This window comes from Pseudomonas sp. Leaf48 (assembly GCF_001421885.1).
GTDB lineage: Bacteria > Pseudomonadota > Gammaproteobacteria > Pseudomonadales > Pseudomonadaceae > Aquipseudomonas.
Genome location: NZ_LMLH01000007.1, coordinates 72,294 through 92,702 on the forward strand (window position 1 = coordinate 72,294; position 20,409 = coordinate 92,702).

A 20,409-nucleotide genomic window follows, 5' to 3' on the forward strand; every position below is an offset into this window, starting at 1 on the left:
CCTTATTGGTTTTGTTCGTCCATCAATCCTGCCACAACACGGCTTCGCTGCGCTCGCTCCACTCTTCGAAGCGCCCGCCGTAAGCCGCTTCGATCACGTTGCGCTTGATCTTCAAGGTCGGTGTGAGAAAACCGTTTTCCACCGCCCAGCTGTCCTTGACCACCACCAGGCGGCGCAGACGTTCGTGCTTGTCGAGGGCGCTGTTGACCTCTTCCAAAAGTTTTTCCAGGCTCGAATGCAAACCGGCGCGCGCAGACCCGCCGGCATCCTGTTGACCGACCGCGGACAACACGCACAACCCCAGCGGCGCACTCAAGCCATCGCCGACCACACAGACCTGTTCAATGCGTGAGTGCACCGCCAGGCGATTCTCGATCGGCGCCGGAGCCACGTATTTGCCTTTGCTGGTCTTGAAGATTTCTTTCAGGCGCCCGGTCAGGCGCAGGTTGCCTTCGGCGTCTTGCTCGCCCTTGTCGCCGGTGCGCAAAAAGCCGTCTACGGTGAGGGTGTCGGCAGTTTTTTCCGGTTCCTTGTAATACCCGAGCATGGTGGCGCCACTGCGCACCAAAACCTCCCCCGTGTCGTCAATCCGCACTTCGACATCCGGGCAAGGCTTGCCGATCCAACCCGGCTTGTTCTGCCCCGGCAAACAGATATGCGAATAACCGCAGCTTTCGGTCATGCCGTAGACCTCCAGCACATCCAGCCCCAACTTGCGGTACCACAGGAGCAAGGTCTGCGGCACCGGCGCAGCACCGGACAGGGCTACTCGCAAGGCATCCAGCCCAAGCCCGACCAGGACCTTGTGCCCGACCCGCTTGCCGATAAATGGCAGGCCAAGCAGGAAGTCGAGACGTTTGGCCGGGATTTTGCCGTAGACGCCCATCTGGAATTTGGTCCAGATGCGTGGCACGCCAAACAGTGCCGTTGGCCGCGCCCTTTGCAGGTCAGTCAAAAAGGTGTCGAGGCTCTCGGCAAAGAACACCGTTTGCCCCGTATAGATCGACGCCATCTCGACGAACATCCGCTCGGCCACGTGGCACAGCGGCAGATACGACAGAAGCCGGTCCGATTCATTGAGACCGAACAGTCCGGTGCCGCGAGTGGTCGCAAACCCCAGGTTGCCGAAGCTGTGCATCACCCCTTTGGGCACGCCGGTGGTCCCAGAGGTGTAGATGATGGTTGCCAGTTGATCGGCAGCGGGCTTTGGGTTGTCCTGGATCGGTGAACTGTGTAGCAGATCGCTCCAGCCGAAATCAAAGGTGCCAGGCGGATGCAACGGCAGGCTGATGGTCGGCAGTTGCGGGTTGACCCCGCGGGACATCCCCGGCCAGTCGTCGAGTTTGCCGATGAACGCCAGCGCCGCTTCGGAATGCTCAAGTACCTGGGCAACTGACTCTGCGGTGAGGTTCGGGTACAGCGGCACTGACACGTGCCCGGCCATCCAGATCGCCAGGTCGGCGATGATCCAGTGCGCGCAGTTTTTCGATATCAGGGCGATGTGGCTACCCTGGGGCAGTTCCCGCGCGCGCAACCAGTGGGCTGCGCAACGGGCCTGATGACCGACGTCCGCCCAGGTCAATGTCTCGACCTGGCCGCCTCCGACAGGCTGCACCAGGAAGCGCTGCTGGGGATGACGGGCCTCACGCTCGTAGAAAACGTCCAGCGGCAAACGAAAAGCAGCAGACATGCGACTCGCTCCAGTGTTTTTTTGTTCTGGAGCAAGCGTAGTCAACCAAGCAAGTGCTTGGTTATTTTTTTAAGGATGCTTGATGCTGTCGAGCGTCATCGACCCGACCAAAAGCTCATCACCCTTGATTTCGGCCAACCCGGCGGTGCTCACCTTTTCCGGCGGGTATCCCGCACCGTGTTGCAGGTAGCTCAACAAGTTGCCCACCAGCGGGTTGTGACTGACCAGCAGGACGTCACTCACCGACACGAGTTGCTCGGCCACTTTGTCCGAATCGGAGTCCGGGGTCAGCCAGTCGACGGTGCGGATTTCCGGTTCGAAGCCCAACGTCTCGCGCACCAGTTGCGCGGTCTGCTGTGCGCGCAGGTAAGGGCTGGCATAGATCGCAGTCAGCGGTTGCCCCATCAACAACGCGGCGCTGTGAAGCACTTCCTCGCGCCCCCGCTCCGTCAGCTCCCGCTCCGAATCGTGGACGCGCGAACCGTGTGGCACGGCTTCACCATGACGCAATACCCAGAGTTTCATAGTTTGGGTTCCTCATCTCGTACCGGATGCGGTGCGGGCGCCACGGCATGCGGTGCTTCACCTTCCGGTGTGCGTGGCGTCGGCCAGTCGGCGAACGGCCAGGGCTTCTGGTCGCTGTGAAAAGTGCCGAAACGACCGATCTGTGCCAGGAACTGGCTCAGGCTGTCGCCGAAGTTCATCAAGCTGGCGCTCGGGGCGCCATAGACCAAACGATAGATCAACTGCACCAGCACGACGCCGCCCAGGATGAACTGCGCCACTTGCCAGATCACTACATAGACGACCATCCACAACACCCGCAGCAGGATGGATTCGTACCGGGCTTCTATTTTCGGATCGTTCATGCGAGCTCCCTGATGCTTAGTTGAAACCACTGGTGGAAATGAAATCGACGTCGGTTTTCGGCTCGCCACGCATTAACAGACCAATGACCTGCTCCAACGTGCGTCCTTCGAACAGAATCGCGTGCAACCCGGCGACCAGCGGCATGTACACACCGACTTCCTGGGCCTTGGCCTTGAGCACCTTGAGGGTGTTGACCCCCTCGGCGACTTCGCCCAGGCGCGTGACCGCCTCTTCCAGGCTCAGGCCCTGGCCGAGGGCGAACCCGACCTGGTAGTTACGGCTCTTGGGTGAAGAGCAGGTGACGATCAGGTCACCTACGCCGGCAAGCCCGAGGAACGTCATCGGGTTGGCGCCCTGGTTCACCGCGAAGCGGGTCATTTCCGCCAGCGCCCGGGTGATCAGCATGCTTTTGGTATTTTCCCCCATGCCCAGCGCCACCGCCATGCCGGCGATGATTGCGTAGACGTTCTTCAGGGCCCCACCCAACTCCACGCCGAAACGGTCGGCGCTGGCGTAGACGCGAAAAGTCCGGCCATGCAAAGCCGCCTGGACCTGCCGGCACAGCTCTTCGTCTTCACTGGCAACCACAGTCGCGGTCAGCGCGTGTTCAGCGATTTCCCGCGCGAGGTTGGGCCCCGACAACACACCGATGCGAGCTTGCGGAGCGATCTCTTCGAGAATCTCGCTCATCAGTTTGAACGTCTGGGCTTCGATGCCTTTGGTCAGGCTTACCAGCAACTTGCCAGTCAAGCGTTCGGCATGGGGCACCAGCACCGAGCGCAACGCGCTGGACGGCAGTGCAACGAAACACAGCTCGCAGGCTTCGAGGGTGGTCACAAGGTCGGTGACCGGCGTGACGCCGGGCAGAATCTTGATGCCTTTGAGGTAGCGCGGGTTCTCGCGATTGACCCGAATGGCCTCGGCCTGCTCGGGGTCACGCATCCACTGCAGCACCTGATGCCCGTTCTCGGCCAGCAGATTAGCCACGGCGGTACCAAAACTTCCGCCTCCCAGGACCGCAATTGGGCGCTGTTCAGTCATATGCAATCCGTTAATCCATACCAGTGGCGATGTTGGCATTATACGGAGCGGCCCATCCTCGACCAGCCCCGCTGTTAATTACCGACTTTTGTAGGAAGAAGCCCGATAGATCCGCGGAAAATGCCAGCATCATCAATGGAAAAGTCGATCAGCTCGGTTAACATGCGCGCCATCCATCGTTGACAGGGATGTGCTGTGACCCCGGATTTCGCTTCATCACGTTCGCCGCTGGTGCTGGCGCTGATCTTCAGTTCGCCATTGCTGGCCGACGACCTGTTTCTCGACGGTGAGGAAATGCCGCAAGTGTTGACGGCCACGCGCCTGAAGCAGTCGCCGGCTGCCGTGCCGGGGAGCATGACCGTGATCGATAGCGCGCTGATTAGCGCCAGTGGCGCCAGGGACGTCAGCGAACTGTTGCGTCTGGTGCCAGGAATGATGGTCGGCAACATCAGTGGCAATCAGGCGGCAGTGAACTATCACGGCACCAATGCCACCGAAGCACGGCGCATGCAGGTATTGATCGACGGCCGCTCGGTCTACCGCGCCGGCCTGGCGGTGGTGGACTGGAGTGACATCCCGGTAGCCATGGAAGACATCGAGCGCATCGAAGTGTTTCGCGGCCCGAACACGGTCAGTTACGGCGCCAATGCGCTGATGGCGGTGGTCAACATCATCACCCGGCGACCGGCCGACAGCCACGGCACGCGCCTGAAGGTGACCCGGGGGCAGCGTGGCATCAACGATTTTTACGCCAGCCAGGGTGTCGGCTGGGATGACGGTGACTTGCGACTGTCCCTGTCCGGCCAGCAGGACGATGGCTTCGACTACGACCGCAGGGGCGCCGATTACCATGACAGCCGTCGCCTGGAGCGCCTCAACCTCGCGGTCAGTCACACACTCGACGAACGCCAGAGCCTCGATTGGCAATTGAATGCCAAGGACGGCACCAATCAGCGACCCTATGACTACCGTCCGGTGTTTTCCGGGATAACCAGAGCCGGCGACAATTCCGACGTCACCTCCAAGGATTACGCCGGCTCCTTGCGCTGGAATCTGGACTTCAACCCCGATCACAGTCTGTATGTCCAGGGCTCGGCCCAGCACTGGGATCGCCAGCAAACCTGGCGTGCCTGTGACGCCGAAGTTTCATTCAGCCCGCAACTGACCGAACTGTGGCAGCTCAACCCGAACTACACCGAACGCCTGGCCCGCAATATCACCCGGTTCATCGGCTCCGGCGCTCCACCCGGCACCCCGGCCGAGCAGGCGCTGGCCAATCAGGTACTCGAGCAATGGCGCAACGGTGCCAGTCAGACAGTCTGTGGTGACATCGACCAGAGTGTGCGCGAATCGCGCTACGACCTGGAACTGCAGGACACCCTGAGCCTGTCCGACAGCCTGCGACTGGTCAGCGGCTTGAACTATCGTTACGACCGGGCGGATTCCGAGACCTACTTCGATGGCACGCTCGATGACACGACGTGGCGGGCATTCGGCCAATTCGAGTGGCGCGCCACGCAACACTGGCTGCTGCAAGGCGGCGCCATGTACGAAGACACCCGCTTGATCGGCAGCTCACTGACCCCGCGCGTCGCCGTCAATTACCTGATCAACCCGCGCCACGGCTTGCGTGCGGTGTATTCTGAAGCGATCCGTTCGCCGGACATGTTCGAGGACAACGTCAACTGGAGCTATCGGGTCAGCAATCTGCGACCCGGGGCCTTTGGCCAGTCCAGTGCCCGTTACTTCGTCAGAACCCGCGGTCCCGGTGACCTCGAACAAGAGCACATGCGCTCGCGGGAACTGGGCTACAACGGCTATTTTGCCGAGATCGGGCTGGCGCTGGATGTGAAGCTGTTCCACGACGAAATCACCGGCATGATCAGCGAACCACTGCGCAACAATCAGTACATTGCCAGTAACTCGAACAAATCACGCTTCTCAGGCGCCGAAACCCAGTTCGACTGGCGGCTCGGCAATGCCGATCGCCTGCGGCTGACGTATGCCTATGTCGATGCCGACACCAGCGATCCTCTGGACGCCAGGCAGACTGCGCGCAACAGCGGTTCTGCCGGCTGGCTGCGCGACTGGGGGCGGGGCTGGAACAGCGCGCTCTTCTACTATGGTGACGATGCCCTCAATGGCTACCGCTTCGAACGGGTCGATGCACGCATCGCCAAGCGCATCGGCCTGGGCAAGGCCAACCTGGAACTGGCCGGCGTGCTCCAGCAACGCCTGGACAACCAGCCGACCACCTTCGTCGATAACAATTATGACGAGCGCCAGGTGATGTACTTCAGCGCCGAGCTGGAGCTTTAAGATGCTGCATTGCCAATCATGGAGAACGCCAGGCCTGGGGCGCCTGATGGCGGTGCTATGCCTGCTGCTGAGCAGTCTTGCAGGCAGCCCGCCAGGTCATGCCGCGGACATTCTGCTGACCGCTGCCGAAGAAACCCCCGGTATGCAGGCGTTTACTCAAGCCCTGGCCGAGTTGCGGCCGAGCGACAGCGTGCGCTTCCAGGTGCTGGCCAACTTACCTGGGCCAGGCAAACTGCCTGACGATACCCGATTGATTTTGCTCGACCTGCCGAGCCTCGATTGGCGCCTGCAAGATGCACAGGGCCCGGCCACGCTGGTGTTGCGCATCAGCCGCCTGCAAGCACGGCAACGCCTGAACACCAGCCTGCCACCCCGGCTCAGCCTGCTGTGGAGCGATCCCCCGCTGGAACGCCAGTTGCGCCTGACCCGCCTGTTGTTGCCTCAGGTCAAACGGGTCGGCGTGCTCTATGACACGCACAGCGAATTCCTTTTGAGCGAATTGCGGGAGTCGGCCCACCCCTTGGGTCTGGAGGTGGTCCCTCAGCGCTGGGACGATACCCGCGACAGCCGTCCATTAAACAAACTGCTGAGAAAATGCGAAGTCCTGCTCGGTCTGGACGACCCCGACCTGTACAACTCGTTGACGGCGAAGAACCTGCTGCTGAGCAGTTATGCACGCCAGCTGGCGCTGATCGGTCCCAATGCCGGCTTCGTCAAGGCCGGCAGCCTGGCCAGCACTTACAGTGATCAGAGCGATTGGCTGGCCATCCTCGACGAATTGCTCGACCGCCCGCCGGCGACCTGGCCGCGCACGCAATACCCGCACCGATTCAAGGTCGCAAGCAACCCGCAGGTAGCTCGCTCATTAGGCATCGAACAGATAAACGAAGCGTCAGTCGCGAAATTGCTGGCCGAAGGAGAACGCCGCCCATGAGCTTGCGTCGCAGCTGGGACATCAATACCCGCACCCAGCTCATCAGCCTCGGCCCTGCCCTGCTGCTGACATTGATGTTGATCAGCTTCTTCACCTTCGTGCGCATTCAGGATTTGCGTCAGGAGATCACTCACACGGGTCAGTTGATCGCCAACCAACTGGCCCCCGCCACCGAGTACGGAGTGATCTCGGGCAATAACGAAGTGCTTGAAAGTCTGCTCAAAGCCACCCTGGCCACGCCCAACGTGCGTTTTCTGGAGGTCCAGGACAGTGCCAACCGGGTGCTGGTGTACGTCGAGCAACCCACCGCACACCACAATCGCGCGCAACAGGTGGAAGTCTTCCAGGCACCTGTCCGGCTGCAACGGATCGCCTTGCAAAACGATTTTCTGCAGGGCGGCAAAGTCGCCACAACCACCCCGGGCGAGGACTATCTGGGCCGGGTCATTGTCGGGCTTTCCAACGATGCCTTCAGTCGGCGCCAGCAGGAAATCCTGCTCAAGGCGGCGATACTGGCGCTATTCGCACTGTTGTTCACATTTTTGGTGGCCCGGCGCCTGGCCAGCAGTCTGTCGCAACCGATCCGCGATATCGGCAACGCGGTCAAGGCGATCCAGCAAGGTGATTACAAAAGACCGCTGCCCATCGTCGACGACACCGAGCTGGGAGCGTTGTCGCAACACATCAACAACCTCGCCGGAGCCCTTGAACAGGCCAGTCGCGAACAGCATCAGGCAATGGCTCAGTTGATCCAGACCCGTGAAGAAGCGGAAATGGCCAATAACGCCAAGTCCGACTTCCTCGCCATGATGAGCCATGAATTGCGCACGCCGATGAATGGCGTGCTGGGCATGCTGCAGTTGCTGGAAACCACCGACCTCACCGAAGAGCAGGTCGAATACGCGGCGCTGGCCTGCGAATCCACCGAACATCTGCTCAAGGTCATCAATGACATTCTGGATTTCTCCCGTATCGAGCGTTCGGAACTGGAGCTCGAACACATTGCGTTCAACCTCGCCGACCTGATCGCCAGCTGCGCCCAGTCGTTCCATCACAGCGCTGCGCAACGCAGGCTCGATCTGCAATTGAGAGTCCCCGAAGACATGCGCCGGTTGCAGGTGAAAGGCGATCCGACGCGCATCCGCCAGATACTGGTCAACCTGATCGGCAACGCGCTGAAATTCACCGAGCAGGGAAGCATCAGCATCGAAGCGCAGTGGCAGTCGCTGGATCACGAATTGCTGTGGTTCACCTGCACCGTCCGTGACAGCGGAATCGGCATCCCGGCCGAGAGCCTGGAATTGATGTTCAACGCCTTTCAGCAGGCTGACAGTTCCATTTCCCGGCGCTATGGCGGTACCGGCCTGGGTTTGCCGATTGCGCGCACCCTCGCCGAACGCATGGGTGGCACGCTGCGCGCCCGGAGCGAGGAAGGACTGGGTTCGGCGTTCACTCTGGAAATCCCCCTGGCACTCGATCAACACACGCAACCGACCCCGGCCCCGCGCGCGCCAAGCGGCAACAGCGACGGTGAGGGGCGCAATGTACTGCTGGTCGAGGACAATCCGGTCAACCAGACGGTCATCGAAGCCATGTTGCGCAGCCTGGGTTTCAAGGTAAGCATTGCTGGCGACGGCGCGCAGGCGGTACGCAGTGCCGAGAGTCTGATTTTCGAGGCGATTCTGATGGATTGCCGGTTGCCGATCATCGATGGTTATGAGGCCACTCGGCAAATCCGCCAGTTGCCCGGATGCTCCGATGTGCCAATCATTGCCCTGACCGCCAACGCCTTGCAGGGCGACCGCGAAGCCTGTTTGTCAGTGGGCATGAACGATTACCTGGCCAAGCCGTTCAAACGCACTGATTTGCAGCAAATTCTGCAGCGTTGGGTGCAGTAGTGCAGGCCTTTCGACCATCTGCGACTGGCGTGAAAGGCGAAAGTGCGGCAGTCTTAGGCACCTCGACTGGCCCGAAAATGGGCTTGAATAATAATTTCAGTGCACAAGTGTACATTCATGTCCTTGGTACTGTGACTTTCACCACAACGCAATAGTCTATGAGTAGGCTGCCGATTCGAGGCATGAACGCGTCGATCGGCCGGGAAGATCTGCCCCACCTGCCGCATGGGATTATTGAGGAGCTCGCATGACCAAACAAAACGCCTTTACCCGGGAAGACCTGCTGCGCTGCAGTCGCGGTGAGCTGTTCGGCCCTGGTAACGCGCAACTGCCCGCCCCGAACATGCTGATGGTCGATCGCATCACCCTGATCAGCGAAGAAGGTGGCAAGTACGGCAAAGGTGAATTGGTCGCCGAGCTGGATATCACCCCGGACCTGTGGTTCTTCGCCTGCCACTTCGAAGGTGACCCGGTGATGCCAGGCTGCCTGGGCCTCGATGCCATGTGGCAACTGGTCGGCTTCTTCCTCGGCTGGCAAGGTCTGCCGGGCCGTGGCCGTGCGCTGGGTTCGGGCGAAGTGAAATTCTTCGGCCAGGTCCTGCCAACCGCCAAGAAAGTCACCTATAACATTCATATCAAGCGCGTCCTCAAGGGCAAGCTGAACCTGGCCATCGCCGATGGTTCGGTTACCGTCGACGGTCGCGAAATCTACACCGCCGAAGGCCTCCGGGTCGGCGTATTCACCTCCACTGACAACTTCTAAGGGTTATTCGCATGCGCCGCGTCGTTATCACTGGTCTGGGCATTGTTTCGTGCCTGGGCAATGACAAAGAGACCGTCTCCGCTAACCTGCGTGCAAGCCGCCCTGGCATCCGGTTCAACCCGGAATATGCCGAAATGGGTCTGCGTAGCCAGGTTTCCGGCTCCATTGACCTCAACCTTGAAGAGCTGATCGATCGCAAGATCTATCGCTTCGTCGGCCACGCGGCAGCTTATGCCTACCTGGCCATGAAAGACGCCATCACCGACTCCGGCCTGACCGAAGAGCAGGTGTCCAACCCGCGCACCGGCCTGATCGCCGGTTCCGGTGGCGCATCGACCCTCAACCAGATGGAAGCGCTGGACATCCTGCGTGAGAAAGGCGTCAAGCGCGTCGGCCCATACCGTGTAACGCGGACCATGAGCAGCACCGTTTCCGCGTGCCTGGCCACGCCGTTCAAGATCAAGGGCCTGAACTACTCCATCGCTTCTGCCTGCGCCACCAGTGCTCACTGCATCGGTACCGCCATGGAACAGATCCAGATGGGCAAGCAGGACATCGTCTTCGCCGGTGGCGGTGAAGAAGAGCATTGGAGCCAGTCGTTCCTGTTCGACGCCATGGGCGCCCTGTCCAGCAAGCGCAACGACACGCCGGAAAAAGCTTCCCGTGCCTACGATGCCGACCGTGACGGCTTCGTCATCGCCGGCGGTGGCGGCATGGTTGTGGTTGAGGAGCTGGAACACGCTCTGGCTCGCGGCGCGAAGATCTACGCCGAAATCGTTGGCTACGGCGCGACTTCCGACGGCTACGACATGGTTGCCCCAAGTGGCGAAGGCGCGATCCGCTGCATGCAGCAGGCGCTGTCCACCGTCGACACCCCGATCGACTACCTCAATACCCACGGCACCTCGACTCCGGTCGGCGACGTTGCGGAAATGAAAGGTGTGCGTGAAGTGTTCGGCGACAAGGCTCCAGCCATCAGCTCGACCAAGAGCCTGTCGGGTCACTCCCTGGGCGCCGCCGGCGTTCACGAAGCGATCTACTGCATGCTGATGATGGAAGGCAACTTCATTGCCGGCTCCGCCAACATCGACGAGCTGGATCCGGAAGTGGCTGACCTGCCGGTGCTGACCAAGACCCGCGAAAACGCCACCATCAACACCGTGATGAGCAACAGCTTCGGTTTCGGTGGCACCAATGCCACGCTGGTACTGAAGCGCTGGGAAGGCAAGTAATTCCCCGCCGCTGAGCCGCACATGAAAACGCCCCGACTGGTTCGGGGCGTTTTTTTTGGTCTGCGAAAACATCATGCCCCAACACAAACCCCCTGTAGGAGTGAGCCTGCTCGCGATAGCGGTGGATCAGCCACCATCATCGGTGTCTGACACTCCGTCATCGCGAGCAGGCTCACTCCTACAAGGGTCTGTGGCGTGCTGAAAATGAAACTTCTGTCATGCAACCAATCGCCCTGTGACCGAATGTCGCGGATTTAGCGGGCTGCAGCACTGTTGCGGTTTTCGCAAAAATACATTGCACAAAGCGAAGGTTTACTTAGCAAGCTAACAAACTCTATAACTGAGTCCTGCACACGCCTTGCTGCAGATATCAGAGATTGGAGCTAGCAGATGACTGTAAAAGTGACTGAACGCGACGATTCACACATGTCCCATGAAGGCGTAGCCGCCGGGGTACGGATTTGGGATGTGCATCAACAGGATTTGTTGGTGGGGATGTTCCACAACGAGATCGACGCCCACAATTACAAGGCCGAACTGGAAATCCTGGAGCAGCAAAGAGCGCTACGCTCCGCTTGAGCAATGACAGCATTGAAAACGACAAACCCCGCCATGAGCGTAATGCTGTTCACTTAACACGATCATCAGGCAAGTACAAAATCTGTGGCGAGGGGGCTTGCCCCCGTTGGGCTGCGAAGCGGCCCCAAAACCTACCATCGGGGCGTATCAGGTAANACACGATCATCAGGCAAGTACAAAATCTGTGGCGAGGGGGCTTGCCCCCGTTGGGCTGCGAAGCGGCCCCAAAACCTACCATCGGGGCGTATCAGGTACACCACGTGCAATGGTTTTACGACTGCTTCGCAGCCGAACGGGGGCAAGCCCCCTCGCCACATGTGTGTGCCCCGCTTAAGTGAACAGCATTACCGCCATGAGCGGGGTTTGTCGTTATTACAGATTTGAACGACTACCACATCAGATCATCCGGGATCTGATAGGCCGCGTACGGATCGTCCTCGGCGATGACTTCTTCGGTCTGCACATTCAGCTGCACGATACGCTGCGGGTCGCGCTCCTGGATCTTCAGCGCAGCTTCACGGGGAATCACTTCATAGCCCCCGGCATGATGCACGATGGCCAGCGAGCCGCTGCTGAGCTTGTTGCGCATCAGCGTATTGACGCAAATACGCTTGACCTTCTTGTCGTCGACGAAGTTGTAGTAGTCCTCGGTCGTCAGTTTCGGCAGGCGCGAGACTTCGATCAGTTGCTTGACCTGAGCGGCGCGGGCTTTCGCCTCGGCTTTCTCCTGCTGCTGGCGGTTGAGCTCCTGGTCGCGTTTGACCTTCTCGGCCATGGCTACCTGTGCAGCACGCTGCTGGGAGTCATCGAGTTCGATCTGGCCTTTGTGAGCCAGACGCTGTTGTTTCTGTTTGTCTTTGCTGACCTGCTTGGCCTGCTTCTGGTTGACCAGCCCTGCTTTGAGCAACTGGTCGCGAAGGGAAATGCTCATGGTGCTTATTACTCACTTAGGCAACTGCTCAACCGCAGCTGGGCAAATTCTTTTCCTGTCGTTTGGCCTCGCCCCACAGGGCGTCCAACTCTTCGAGGGTGCAATCTTGTATGGGACGCAGGGTATCGCGCAATGCCTGTTCGATAAAACGGAAGCGCCTTTCGAACTTGCCGTTGGCGCCCCGCAATGCGGTTTCCGGGTCGACCTTGAGATGCCGCGCCAGATTGACCACGGAAAACAGCAGGTCACCGATCTCCTCGGCCACAGCTTGCGGATCGTTTTCGGACATGGCTTCGAGCACTTCATCGAGCTCTTCACGCACCTTGTCCAGCACCGCAAGCGCATCGGGCCAGTCGAAACCGACCTGCCCTGCGCGCTTCTGCAGCTTGGCCGAACGCGACAGCGCCGGCAACGCGGCAGGCACATCATCGAGCAAAGACAGTTGCTGCGGTGCGACGGATTTCTCGGCGCGTTCCTCGGCCTTGATCTCCTCCCAGCGCTGCTTGACCTGCTCTTCATTCAGGCGCGGCACATCCCGCTGCGCATACAGATCACCGGTGGGAAATACGTGCGGATGACGGCGGATCAGCTTGCGGGTGATGCTGTCGATCACGCCGGAAAACTCGAAGCGCCCTTCTTCCCGAGCCAATTGACTGTAATAGACGACCTGAAACAACAGATCGCCCAACTCGCCCTGCAAGTGATCGAAATCACCGCGCTCAATGGCATCGGCCACTTCATAGGCTTCTTCGAGGGTGTGCGGGACGATGGTGGCGTAGGTTTGCTTGATGTCCCACGGGCAACCGTACTGCGGGTCACGCAGGCGGTTCATCAGGTGCAGCAGGTCTTCGAGTGAATACATCTGTCATGTCTCTACACAAAACCAATGTGGGAGCGGGCTTGCTCGCGAATGCGGTGTGTCATTCAGTGCACATTCCGACTGACACGCCCTCTTCGCGAGCAAGCCCGCTCCCACAGTTGATTGGCGTCGTTCTTCAGGGGGTTCGGTTACGCCGGGTTTCGATGATGTTCGGCAACTGGGAAATCCGCCCCAGCAACCGCCCCAGTGCATCCAGCCCCGGAATCTCGATGGTCAGGGACATCAGCGCGGTGTTGTCCTCCTTGTTCGAGCGGGTATTGACCGCCAGTACGTTGATCCGCTCGTTGAGCAGCACTTGCGAGACGTCACGCAGCAACCCCGAACGGTCGTAGGCGCGGATAACGATGTCCACCGGATAGGTGAGCACCGGTACCGGCCCCCAACTGACCTGGATGATTCGCTCCGGTTCGCGACCCGACAGTTGCAGCACCGAAGCACAGTCCTGACGGTGAATGCTCACGCCTCGACCCTGGGTGATGTAACCGACGATCGCATCACCCGGCAACGGCTGGCAGCAGCCGGCCATCTGGGTCATCAGGTTGCCAACACCCTGGATCTGGATGTCGCCGCGCTTGCCCGGCTTGTAGCCGGTAGCTTTGCGTGGAATCAGTTCCAGTTGCTCGTTTCCGCGCTCCGGCTCGACCAGTTGCTGTGCCAGATTGACCAGTTGCGCCAGGCGCAAATCACCGGCACCGAGGGCGGCAAACAGGTCTTCGGCGGTTTTCATGTTGGCTTTGTCAGCCAGCTTGTCGAAATCCACCGCCGGCAGACCGAGGCGATTGAGTTCTCGCTCCAGCAAGGTTTTACCGGCCGCGACGTTCTGGTCGCGGGCCTGCAGCTTGAACCAGTGAACGATCTTCGCCCGCGCCCTGGAGGTCGTGACATAACCCAGGTTCGGGTTCAGCCAGTCACGGCTCGGAGTGCCGTGCTTGCTGGTGATGATCTCGACCTGCTCACCGGTTTGCAGGCTGTAGTTGAGCGGCACGATGCGCCCGTTGATCTTCGCACCACGGCAGTTGTGACCGATTTCGGTGTGCACGCGGTAGGCGAAGTCCAGGGGTGTGGCGCCCTTCGGCAAGTCGATGGCGTGACCGTCCGGGGTAAAGATGTACACCCGGTCAGGCTCGATATCGACCCGCAGCTGTTCCGCCAGGCCACCGATGTCGCCCAGCTCTTCATGCCACTCGAGCACCTGACGCAGCCAGGAGATTTTCTCTTCGTAGTGATTGGAGCCAGACTTGACGTCGGTGCCCTTGTAGCGCCAGTGCGCGCACACGCCGAGCTCGGCTTCCTCGTGCATCGCGTGGGTGCGGATCTGCACTTCCAGCACTTTGCCCTCGGGCCCGATCACCGCGGTGTGCAGCGAGCGATAACCGTTTTCCTTGGGGTTGGCGATGTAGTCGTCGAACTCTTTCGGAATGTGCCGCCACAGGGTGTGGACGATACCGAGCGCGGTGTAGCAGTCGCGCATTTCCGGCACCAGCACGCGAACGGCGCGCACGTCGTAGATCTGGCTGAACTCCAGACCCTTGCGCTGCATTTTGCGCCAGATCGAATAGATGTGTTTGGCCCGGCCGCTGATGTCAGCATCAACGCCGGTGGCGTGCAGTTCGTTTTTCAGCTGGCTCATCACGTCGCTGATGAAGCGCTCGCGATCCAGTCGCCGCTCGTGGAGCAACTTGGCGATCTGCTTGTACTGGTCCGGCTCCAGGTAACGGAAAGACAGGTCTTCCAGCTCCCACTTGATATGACCGATACCGAGACGATGGGCCAGCGGCGCGTAGATGTCGAAAACTTCACGGGCCACGCGGTTGCGCTTTTCATCGTCGGCGGTTTTCACCGCGCGGATCGCGCAGGTTCGCTCGGCCAGTTTGATCAGGGCAACGCGCACGTCGTCGACCATGGCCACCAGCATTTTGCGCAGGTTTTCCACTTGGCCCTGTGTGCCCAGCACCAGGGATTTACGCGGGCTCAGACTGTCGCTGATCGCAGCCATGCGCAACACGCCGTCGATCAGCTTGGCGACCACCGGGCCGAAGCGTTGGCTGACGGCCGGCAGCTTGATCTGGTCTTCGCGCACGCACCGATACAGGATCGCGGCGACCAGTGAGTCCTGATCGAGCTTGAGGTCGGCGAGGATCTCGGCGATCTCAAGGCCGGTGCGGAAAGTCGAGTTGCCTTCCGACCACAGATTCTGTGCCGCATTGGCTTGTTGTTCGGCCTCGCGAGCGTACTCGCAGGCTTCCTTCAAGGCTTCGCGATCCAGTGCCAGATCGACACTGACCGCATGATCGAGCCAAGCCTCGAGATTGATACTGCCGTCGGTGTTGATCGGCTGGTGTGCTCTCACCTGTACCATCTTGCTTACCTTCCCTACGACGCAGATTCAATGCGTCAAATCGCTGACCTTCGGTGCCCGTGCGCCACGCCGGGCTGGAGTGCGGCTGCACGGACGGGCCAGTCGGACCAGACGAGCATCCTAGCTCGCTTCAAATAACGCCATGGCCTCGACATGTGCCGTTTGAGGAAACATATCGAGAATCCCGGCACGTTTTAACCGGTAGCCCTGCTTGATCAATTCGACCGTGTCGCGCGCCAGAGTTGCAGGGTTGCACGACACATACACCAACCGTTCGGCGCCCAAGGTCTTGAGCTTGCGCACAACCTCGAAAGCACCGTCACGCGGTGGGTCCAAGAGTACCGCACAAAAGCCTTCGGCGGCCCATTCGGCGTCAGCCAAAGGCTGGGATAAATCGGCCTGAAAAAACTTCGCGTTATGCAGATTGTTGCTGGCGGCGTTTGCCTCTGCGCGGTCGACCATCACCTGCACACCTTCGACCGCCACCACTTCACGAGCAGCCTGGGCCAGCGGCAAGGCAAAGTTGCCCAGCCCGCAGAACAGATCCAGTACCCGTTCATCCGCCGCCGGCTTCAACCAGTCCAGCGCCTGGGCAACCATCGCTTCGTTGACGCCGGCATTGACCTGGATGAAATCCCCCGGGCGATACGCCAGTTCCAGGTCCCACTGCTCCAGACGATAACCCAGCGATTGACCGGCCTCGACCGGCTGCGGCTCACCGTCGCCATGCAGCCACAACTGGGCTTCATGGAACGCGCAGAAATCCTTGAGGATCGTCAGGTCAGCTTCAGACAACGGCGCCATGTGCCGCAGCAACACCGCCAGCGAGGAACCGCTGAACAACTCCACATGCCCGAGGGCCTGAGGTTTGCTCAGTCGCCGCAACATTTCCGGCAAGCCGGTCATGATCGGCTGCAAAGGCTGTACCAGCACCGGACATTCATTGATACCAACAATGTCCTGGCTGCCGGCGGCGCGGAAACCGACTTCGAGTTTCTTTGCCTTCATGTCCCAGCGCACGGCGACACGGGCGCGACGACGGTAGCCGAACTCCGGACCACTCAATGGCGCAGCCCACTCGTCGGGCTCGACACCGGCGACCTTGGACAACTGCTCGGCGAGCATGCGCTGTTTCAGGGCGAGCTGTTCGTTATGCGGCAGATGCTGCACGCTGCAACCGCCGCAACGACCGGCATGGGCGCACGGCGCCGGGCGGCGCAATTCGCTGGCCTTGAACACCCGCTCGGTGCGCGCTTCAACCACTTTGCCGTGGGCACCGAGCACGCGCGCCTCGATCTCCTCACCGGCCAATGCGCCGATGACGAACCAGGTGCGGCCTTCGAAAAACGCGATACCGCGACCGTCATTGGCCAGGCGCTCGATGCTCAGGCGCTGCTTTTTGCCGGTCGGGACTTGCGGGGCCTTGCTGCCGCCGGTGGGCTGGAAGCGCAGACCTCTTTCATGTTTGGCCATCAGTTGGGCGCGTCGAAAATGCCGGTCGACAGGTATCGGTCGCCACGGTCGCAGATGATCGCGACGATCACCGCGTTTTCAACTTCTCTGGACAGGCGCAGCATCGCTGCCACGGCACCGCCCGAGGACACACCACAGAAGATGCCTTCTTCGCGGGCCAGACGACGGGTCACGTCTTCGGCTTCGCTTTGCGCCATGTCGACGATGCGATCGACGCGGTCGGCCTGGTAGATTTTCGGCAGGTATTCTTCGGGCCAGCGACGAATGCCCGGAATCGCCGAGCCTTCCATCGGTTGCAGGCCGATGATCTGCACGCTCTCGCTCTGCTCTTTCAAGTAGCGCGAGACGCCCATGATGGTACCGGTAGTACCCATGGAGCTGACGAAATGGGTGATGGTGCCCTCGGTCTGGCGCCAGATTTCCGGGCCGGTGGTGGTGTAGTGCGCCTCGGGGTTGTCACCATTGGCGAACTGATCCAGCACCTTGCCACGGCCTTCGGCTTCCATTCGCTGAGCGAGGTCGCGGGCGCCTTCCATGCCTTCTTCCTGAGTGACCAGGATCAGCTCGGCGCCATACGCGGTCATGGCTGCCTTGCGTTCGGCGCTGGAGTTGTCCGGCATGATCAGGATCATTTTATAACCCTTGATCGCGGCGGCCATGGCCAGGGCGATCCCGGTGTTACCGGAAGTCGCTTCGATCAGCGTATCGCCGGCGTGGATCTGCCCGCGCAACTCGGCACGGGTGATCATCGACAGCGCCGGACGGTCCTTGACCGAACCCGCCGGGTTGTTCCCTTCGAGCTTGAGCAAAAGGGTGTTGCTGGTGGCGCCGGGCAGGCGCTGCAAACGGACCAGCGGAGTGTTGCCGACGCAATCGGCGATGGTTGGGTACTGCAAGGTCATGGCGTATTCGCAATCCAGACTGCGGGGGCGACTATCATACCGGCAAACGTTCGCAGGCCATATCACGCAAAGTGCGGTGCTTATGGTTTATGGGAATAAGCAGCAAGCCTGGAGCGGCAAGCGACATTGGAGGTGGCTCTGGGGGCAAGAAAACAGGGGAGTATTGTGATGGGAGCAAGGGCCGCTTCGCGGGCAAGCCGGCTTGCCGCACCGCCGTTCCCACAGAGGTGCCAGGTTGCTCACACATTCGACGACTGGAACACGGTCAGCGCGCGGGCTTGCTCGCGAAGGCGTCGTCACCTGCACTATCGAAATCCGCCGGCAGACACATATTCAGGCGCAACCCGGCTCCCGTGTTCTGCGCCCAAAGCCGGCCACCCTGCCGCCGCACCGCATTCCTCGCAATGCTCAAGCCCAGGCCGAATCCACCATCCCCCGGGCGCGAACCGTCGAGTCGGGTAAAAGGTAGAAAGATGCGCTCCAGATCAGCTTCAGCCACGCCACCGCCCTGGTCCTCCAGCCATAAATGCCAGAACGTGCCCTCACGCCGCCCACCGAGGTGAACGATGCCGCCATCAGGTGAATGTCGAATGGCGTTACGCAGGATGTTCTCCAGTGCCTGGGCCAGGGTATTGAGATTCCCGCGAACCCAGCAGGACGCATCCACCGTGCATTGCAACTGGGCAGAAGGCCAGCCGCTTTCATAGCAGGCGTTTTCCGTGAGCATCTCCCACAAGGCCTGGATCTGGATCGCCTCGTCGGGTAATCGTTTGCGTTCGGTGTCGAGCCAGGCCAGTTGCAGAGTGTCCTCCACCAGGCGTTGCATGCCATCGACTTCACGACCGATGCGCTCGCGTAGTTGCTCCAGCCCCTGCTCGCTTTCGCTGGCCACCCGCAGGCGGCTCAGCGGCGTACGCAATTCGTGGGAAAGGTCGCGCAGCAACTGCTGCTGTAACGCCACGGTATTCTGCAAACGTTCGGACATGTGATCGAACGCCCGGCCCAGTTCGCCCAGCTCATCGGAACGCCTGGTAGTGCTGCTCGACAGCCGCACATTCAATTGATCGGCGCGCCAGGCATTGGCCTGTTCACGCAGGTGATTGAGCGGCACCACCAGAAGGCGGTACAGCCCGACGCACAGCAGCAAGGTAAACAGCCCTGGTATGACACCATTGGTGATCACGCGCCAGAACACCCGGTACTGCCCGGGCACGAAGCGCTGCGGCAACTCGATGACCAGGCTGCCGTCGGACGGGTCACCGGGAAACGGCACGCGCATCCAGGGCTGGCCTTTCTTGTGGATTGGCCAGTCGAGGCCGCGCAGGAAGGTCAGGTGGCGGATCTCATCGTCTGTCAGCGGCTGACTGCTCAACGACTGCAAGTTCCCGTCGATCACGCCTACCCAGACTGCTTCGCGCTCACGCGTCGCCTGCAACCAACTATCGACGCCTGACTCCTGGCCTTGCCGCCACGCCTGCTCGGCCTCGGCGGCATAACGCGTCAGTGTGCCCCGGGCGCCATCCGACAGAAACTGGTTGCGCTGTTCCATGTAGCGCCCCCAGGACCAACTGAGCCAGATCATCAGCAGACAGAACGCCACCAGCAGGCAGGCCAGCTTCCAGAACAGTGAATGCCGGCCCGGCAGATTACAACTCATCGGCTGCGCTCAGGATGTAACCCTTGCCCCAGACCGTAAGCACTTCGCGCTCGGTGTAGCCGACGGCCTTGAGCTTGCGGCGGATCTGGCTGATATGCATGTCCAGGCTACGATCATGCGCTGCATAACCGCGTTTGAGCACATGCTGGTAAAGAAAGGCCTTGCTCAGCACCTCATCGGCACGCTTGAGTGTTTCCAGCAGCCGATACTCGCTGCGCGTCAGGCCAACCGCCTGCTCGCCGTAGAAAACCTCGCCACACTCATCATCGAATCGCAGACTGTCCGTCGACGGTGCTGGCACTGCCGGCGCCGGCCGCCGATCGAGCGCCACCCGTCGCAGAATCGCCTCGATACGAACTCGCAACTCCGCCATGCTGAAGGGTTTGGGCAGGTAGTCATCGGCGCCGAGGCGAAAACCGCTGATGCGATCCGCCTCGGCGCCAAGGGCTGACATCAGCAAAACCGGGGTGGAATGGCTCTGGCGCAATTGAGTCAGCACCGCCAGGCCGTCCATGCCCGGCAACAGGATATCCATCAACACCACATCGAACGATTGCTCGCGGGCCAAGGCCAGGCCTTCCTGGCCGTTCTGGCACCAGGTCACCTGGAAACCGCTGCGGTCCAGATGCTCGTGAACATAGGCGCCCAGCACGAGGTCGTCTTCGATGGACAGGATTCGAGGATGGCCGGCAGCAATGGGATTCATGACTATCTGCTAATAATTCTCAGTTATGCAATTATTCAAGATTGCTTCGCCAGGAGCAACCCAAGGTTTGCCGGTATGGCAAAAGAGCGGTCCAGCGTTACCCGTGACAACATTAATTTTGCCAGGATCGCCCGCATGCAAATCGCTACACTGCGCAAGTGGTGCATGCCGGACG

The 20,409-nt window shown here is 60.5% G+C and carries 17 protein-coding genes; 6 read left to right on the plus strand and 11 right to left on the minus strand.

Annotated features, from left to right (window positions below; genetic code table 11):
- Positions 1-22: 22 nt before the first annotated feature.
- The 4 genes from ASE98_RS07450 to ASE98_RS07465 form a co-directional block, all read right to left on the minus strand.
- Positions 23-1,690, minus strand: a complete 1,668-nt coding sequence (locus ASE98_RS07450; protein WP_060540742.1) for an AMP-binding protein — start codon at positions 1,688-1,690, stop codon at positions 23-25.
- 69 nt (positions 1,691-1,759) lie between these two features.
- The gene (gene sixA / locus ASE98_RS07455; protein WP_060540743.1) at positions 1,760-2,215 is read right to left on the minus strand and encodes a phosphohistidine phosphatase SixA; all 456 of its coding nucleotides are present in this window, start codon (positions 2,213-2,215) and stop codon (positions 1,760-1,762) included.
- Positions 2,212-2,559 carry a DUF4389 domain-containing protein gene (locus tag ASE98_RS07460; protein ID WP_060540744.1) on the minus strand — a complete coding sequence of 116 codons (348 nt, stop codon included), beginning with the start codon at positions 2,557-2,559 and terminating at the stop codon, positions 2,212-2,214. The genes sixA and ASE98_RS07460 overlap by 4 nt, the downstream gene beginning before the upstream one ends.
- 16 nt (positions 2,560-2,575) lie before the next feature.
- Positions 2,576-3,601, minus strand: a complete 1,026-nt coding sequence (locus ASE98_RS07465) for an NAD(P)H-dependent glycerol-3-phosphate dehydrogenase (RefSeq protein WP_060540745.1) — start codon at positions 3,599-3,601, stop codon at positions 2,576-2,578.
- A 195-nt stretch (positions 3,602-3,796) separates the two neighbouring features.
- Here ASE98_RS07465 and ASE98_RS07470 point away from each other — a divergent pair, with 195 nt between their 5' ends.
- The 6 genes from ASE98_RS07470 to ASE98_RS07495 all read left to right on the plus strand — a co-directional run bounded on the left by ASE98_RS07470 (position 3,797) and on the right by ASE98_RS07495 (position 11,326).
- Entirely contained in the window at positions 3,797-5,920 is a 2,124-nt protein-coding gene (locus ASE98_RS07470) for a TonB-dependent receptor plug domain-containing protein (RefSeq protein WP_060540746.1), read from the plus strand.
- A gap of 1 nt (position 5,921) precedes the next feature.
- Positions 5,922-6,854: an ABC transporter substrate-binding protein gene (locus tag ASE98_RS07475; protein ID WP_060540747.1), complete on the plus strand. Its 933-nt coding sequence runs from the start codon at positions 5,922-5,924 to the stop codon at positions 6,852-6,854.
- Positions 6,851-8,752, plus strand: coding sequence for an ATP-binding protein (locus ASE98_RS07480; protein ID WP_060540748.1), 1,902 nt, complete (start codon positions 6,851-6,853; stop codon positions 8,750-8,752). Before ASE98_RS07475 ends, ASE98_RS07480 begins: the two co-directional genes overlap by 4 nt.
- Before the next feature lie 247 nt (positions 8,753-8,999).
- Positions 9,000-9,515 carry a 3-hydroxyacyl-[acyl-carrier-protein] dehydratase FabA gene (gene fabA / locus ASE98_RS07485; RefSeq protein WP_003179264.1) on the plus strand — a complete coding sequence of 172 codons (516 nt, stop codon included), beginning with the start codon at positions 9,000-9,002 and terminating at the stop codon, positions 9,513-9,515.
- An 11-nt stretch (positions 9,516-9,526) separates the two neighbouring features.
- Entirely contained in the window at positions 9,527-10,747 is a 1,221-nt protein-coding gene (gene fabB / locus ASE98_RS07490) for a beta-ketoacyl-ACP synthase I (protein WP_007974551.1), read from the plus strand.
- Between the two features lie 390 nt (positions 10,748-11,137).
- Positions 11,138-11,326, plus strand: coding sequence for a hypothetical protein (locus tag ASE98_RS07495; RefSeq protein WP_060540749.1), 189 nt, complete (start codon positions 11,138-11,140; stop codon positions 11,324-11,326).
- A gap of 388 nt (positions 11,327-11,714) precedes the next feature.
- On the opposite strand, the gene ASE98_RS07500 is transcribed toward ASE98_RS07495, so the two are convergent.
- The 7 genes from ASE98_RS07500 to ASE98_RS07530 form a co-directional block, all read right to left on the minus strand.
- Positions 11,715-12,257 (minus strand): DUF2058 domain-containing protein, encoded by a 543-nt coding sequence (locus tag ASE98_RS07500; protein WP_060540750.1) that lies wholly within the window; start codon positions 12,255-12,257, stop codon positions 11,715-11,717.
- A gap of 28 nt (positions 12,258-12,285) precedes the next feature.
- Positions 12,286-13,119, minus strand: a complete 834-nt coding sequence (gene mazG / locus ASE98_RS07505) for a nucleoside triphosphate pyrophosphohydrolase (RefSeq protein ID WP_060540751.1) — start codon at positions 13,117-13,119, stop codon at positions 12,286-12,288.
- A 133-nt stretch (positions 13,120-13,252) separates the two neighbouring features.
- The gene (relA, locus tag ASE98_RS07510) at positions 13,253-15,496 is read right to left on the minus strand and encodes a GTP diphosphokinase (protein ID WP_060540752.1); all 2,244 of its coding nucleotides are present in this window, start codon (positions 15,494-15,496) and stop codon (positions 13,253-13,255) included.
- A 120-nt stretch (positions 15,497-15,616) separates the two neighbouring features.
- Positions 15,617-16,969, minus strand: coding sequence for a 23S rRNA (uracil(1939)-C(5))-methyltransferase RlmD (rlmD, locus tag ASE98_RS07515; RefSeq protein WP_060540753.1), 1,353 nt, complete (start codon positions 16,967-16,969; stop codon positions 15,617-15,619).
- Positions 16,969-17,871 carry a cysteine synthase CysM gene (cysM, locus tag ASE98_RS07520; RefSeq protein ID WP_060540754.1) on the minus strand — a complete coding sequence of 301 codons (903 nt, stop codon included), beginning with the start codon at positions 17,869-17,871 and terminating at the stop codon, positions 16,969-16,971. The genes rlmD and cysM overlap by 1 nt, the downstream gene beginning before the upstream one ends.
- 265 nt (positions 17,872-18,136) lie before the next feature.
- Positions 18,137-19,528: a sensor histidine kinase gene (locus tag ASE98_RS07525; RefSeq protein ID WP_060540755.1), complete on the minus strand. Its 1,392-nt coding sequence runs from the start codon at positions 19,526-19,528 to the stop codon at positions 18,137-18,139.
- Positions 19,518-20,234, minus strand: coding sequence for a response regulator transcription factor (locus tag ASE98_RS07530; RefSeq protein WP_060540756.1), 717 nt, complete (start codon positions 20,232-20,234; stop codon positions 19,518-19,520). Before ASE98_RS07530 ends, ASE98_RS07525 begins: the two co-directional genes overlap by 11 nt.
- Between the last annotated feature and the right edge of the window lie 175 nt (positions 20,235-20,409).

Excerpts from the sequence above, each read along its gene's own strand:
- fabA (WP_003179264.1), top strand. The coding sequence starts at position 9,000 with ATGACCAAACAAAACGCCTTTACCCGGGAAGACCTGCTGCGCTGCAGT.
- ASE98_RS07460 (WP_060540744.1), bottom strand. The coding sequence starts at position 2,559 with ATGAACGATCCGAAAATAGAAGCCCGGTACGAATCCATCCTGCTGCGG.
- mazG (WP_060540751.1), bottom strand. The coding sequence starts at position 13,119 with ATGTATTCACTCGAAGACCTGCTGCACCTGATGAACCGCCTGCGTGAC.
- ASE98_RS07495 (WP_060540749.1), top strand. The coding sequence starts at position 11,138 with ATGACTGTAAAAGTGACTGAACGCGACGATTCACACATGTCCCATGAA.
- fabB (WP_007974551.1), top strand. The coding sequence starts at position 9,527 with ATGCGCCGCGTCGTTATCACTGGTCTGGGCATTGTTTCGTGCCTGGGC.
- ASE98_RS07480 (WP_060540748.1), top strand. The coding sequence starts at position 6,851 with ATGAGCTTGCGTCGCAGCTGGGACATCAATACCCGCACCCAGCTCATC.
- sixA (WP_060540743.1), bottom strand. The coding sequence starts at position 2,215 with ATGAAACTCTGGGTATTGCGTCATGGTGAAGCCGTGCCACACGGTTCG.
- ASE98_RS07465 (WP_060540745.1), bottom strand. The coding sequence starts at position 3,601 with ATGACTGAACAGCGCCCAATTGCGGTCCTGGGAGGCGGAAGTTTTGGT.
- relA (WP_060540752.1), bottom strand. The coding sequence starts at position 15,496 with ATGGTACAGGTGAGAGCACACCAGCCGATCAACACCGACGGCAGTATC.
- ASE98_RS07530 (WP_060540756.1), bottom strand. The coding sequence starts at position 20,234 with ATGAATCCCATTGCTGCCGGCCATCCTCGAATCCTGTCCATCGAAGAC.
- ASE98_RS07450 (WP_060540742.1), bottom strand. The coding sequence starts at position 1,690 with ATGTCTGCTGCTTTTCGTTTGCCGCTGGACGTTTTCTACGAGCGTGAG.
- ASE98_RS07525 (WP_060540755.1), bottom strand. The coding sequence starts at position 19,528 with ATGAGTTGTAATCTGCCGGGCCGGCATTCACTGTTCTGGAAGCTGGCC.
- ASE98_RS07475 (WP_060540747.1), top strand. The coding sequence starts at position 5,922 with ATGCTGCATTGCCAATCATGGAGAACGCCAGGCCTGGGGCGCCTGATG.
- cysM (WP_060540754.1), bottom strand. The coding sequence starts at position 17,871 with ATGACCTTGCAGTACCCAACCATCGCCGATTGCGTCGGCAACACTCCG.
- rlmD (WP_060540753.1), bottom strand. The coding sequence starts at position 16,969 with ATGGCCAAACATGAAAGAGGTCTGCGCTTCCAGCCCACCGGCGGCAGC.
- ASE98_RS07500 (WP_060540750.1), bottom strand. The coding sequence starts at position 12,257 with ATGAGCATTTCCCTTCGCGACCAGTTGCTCAAAGCAGGGCTGGTCAAC.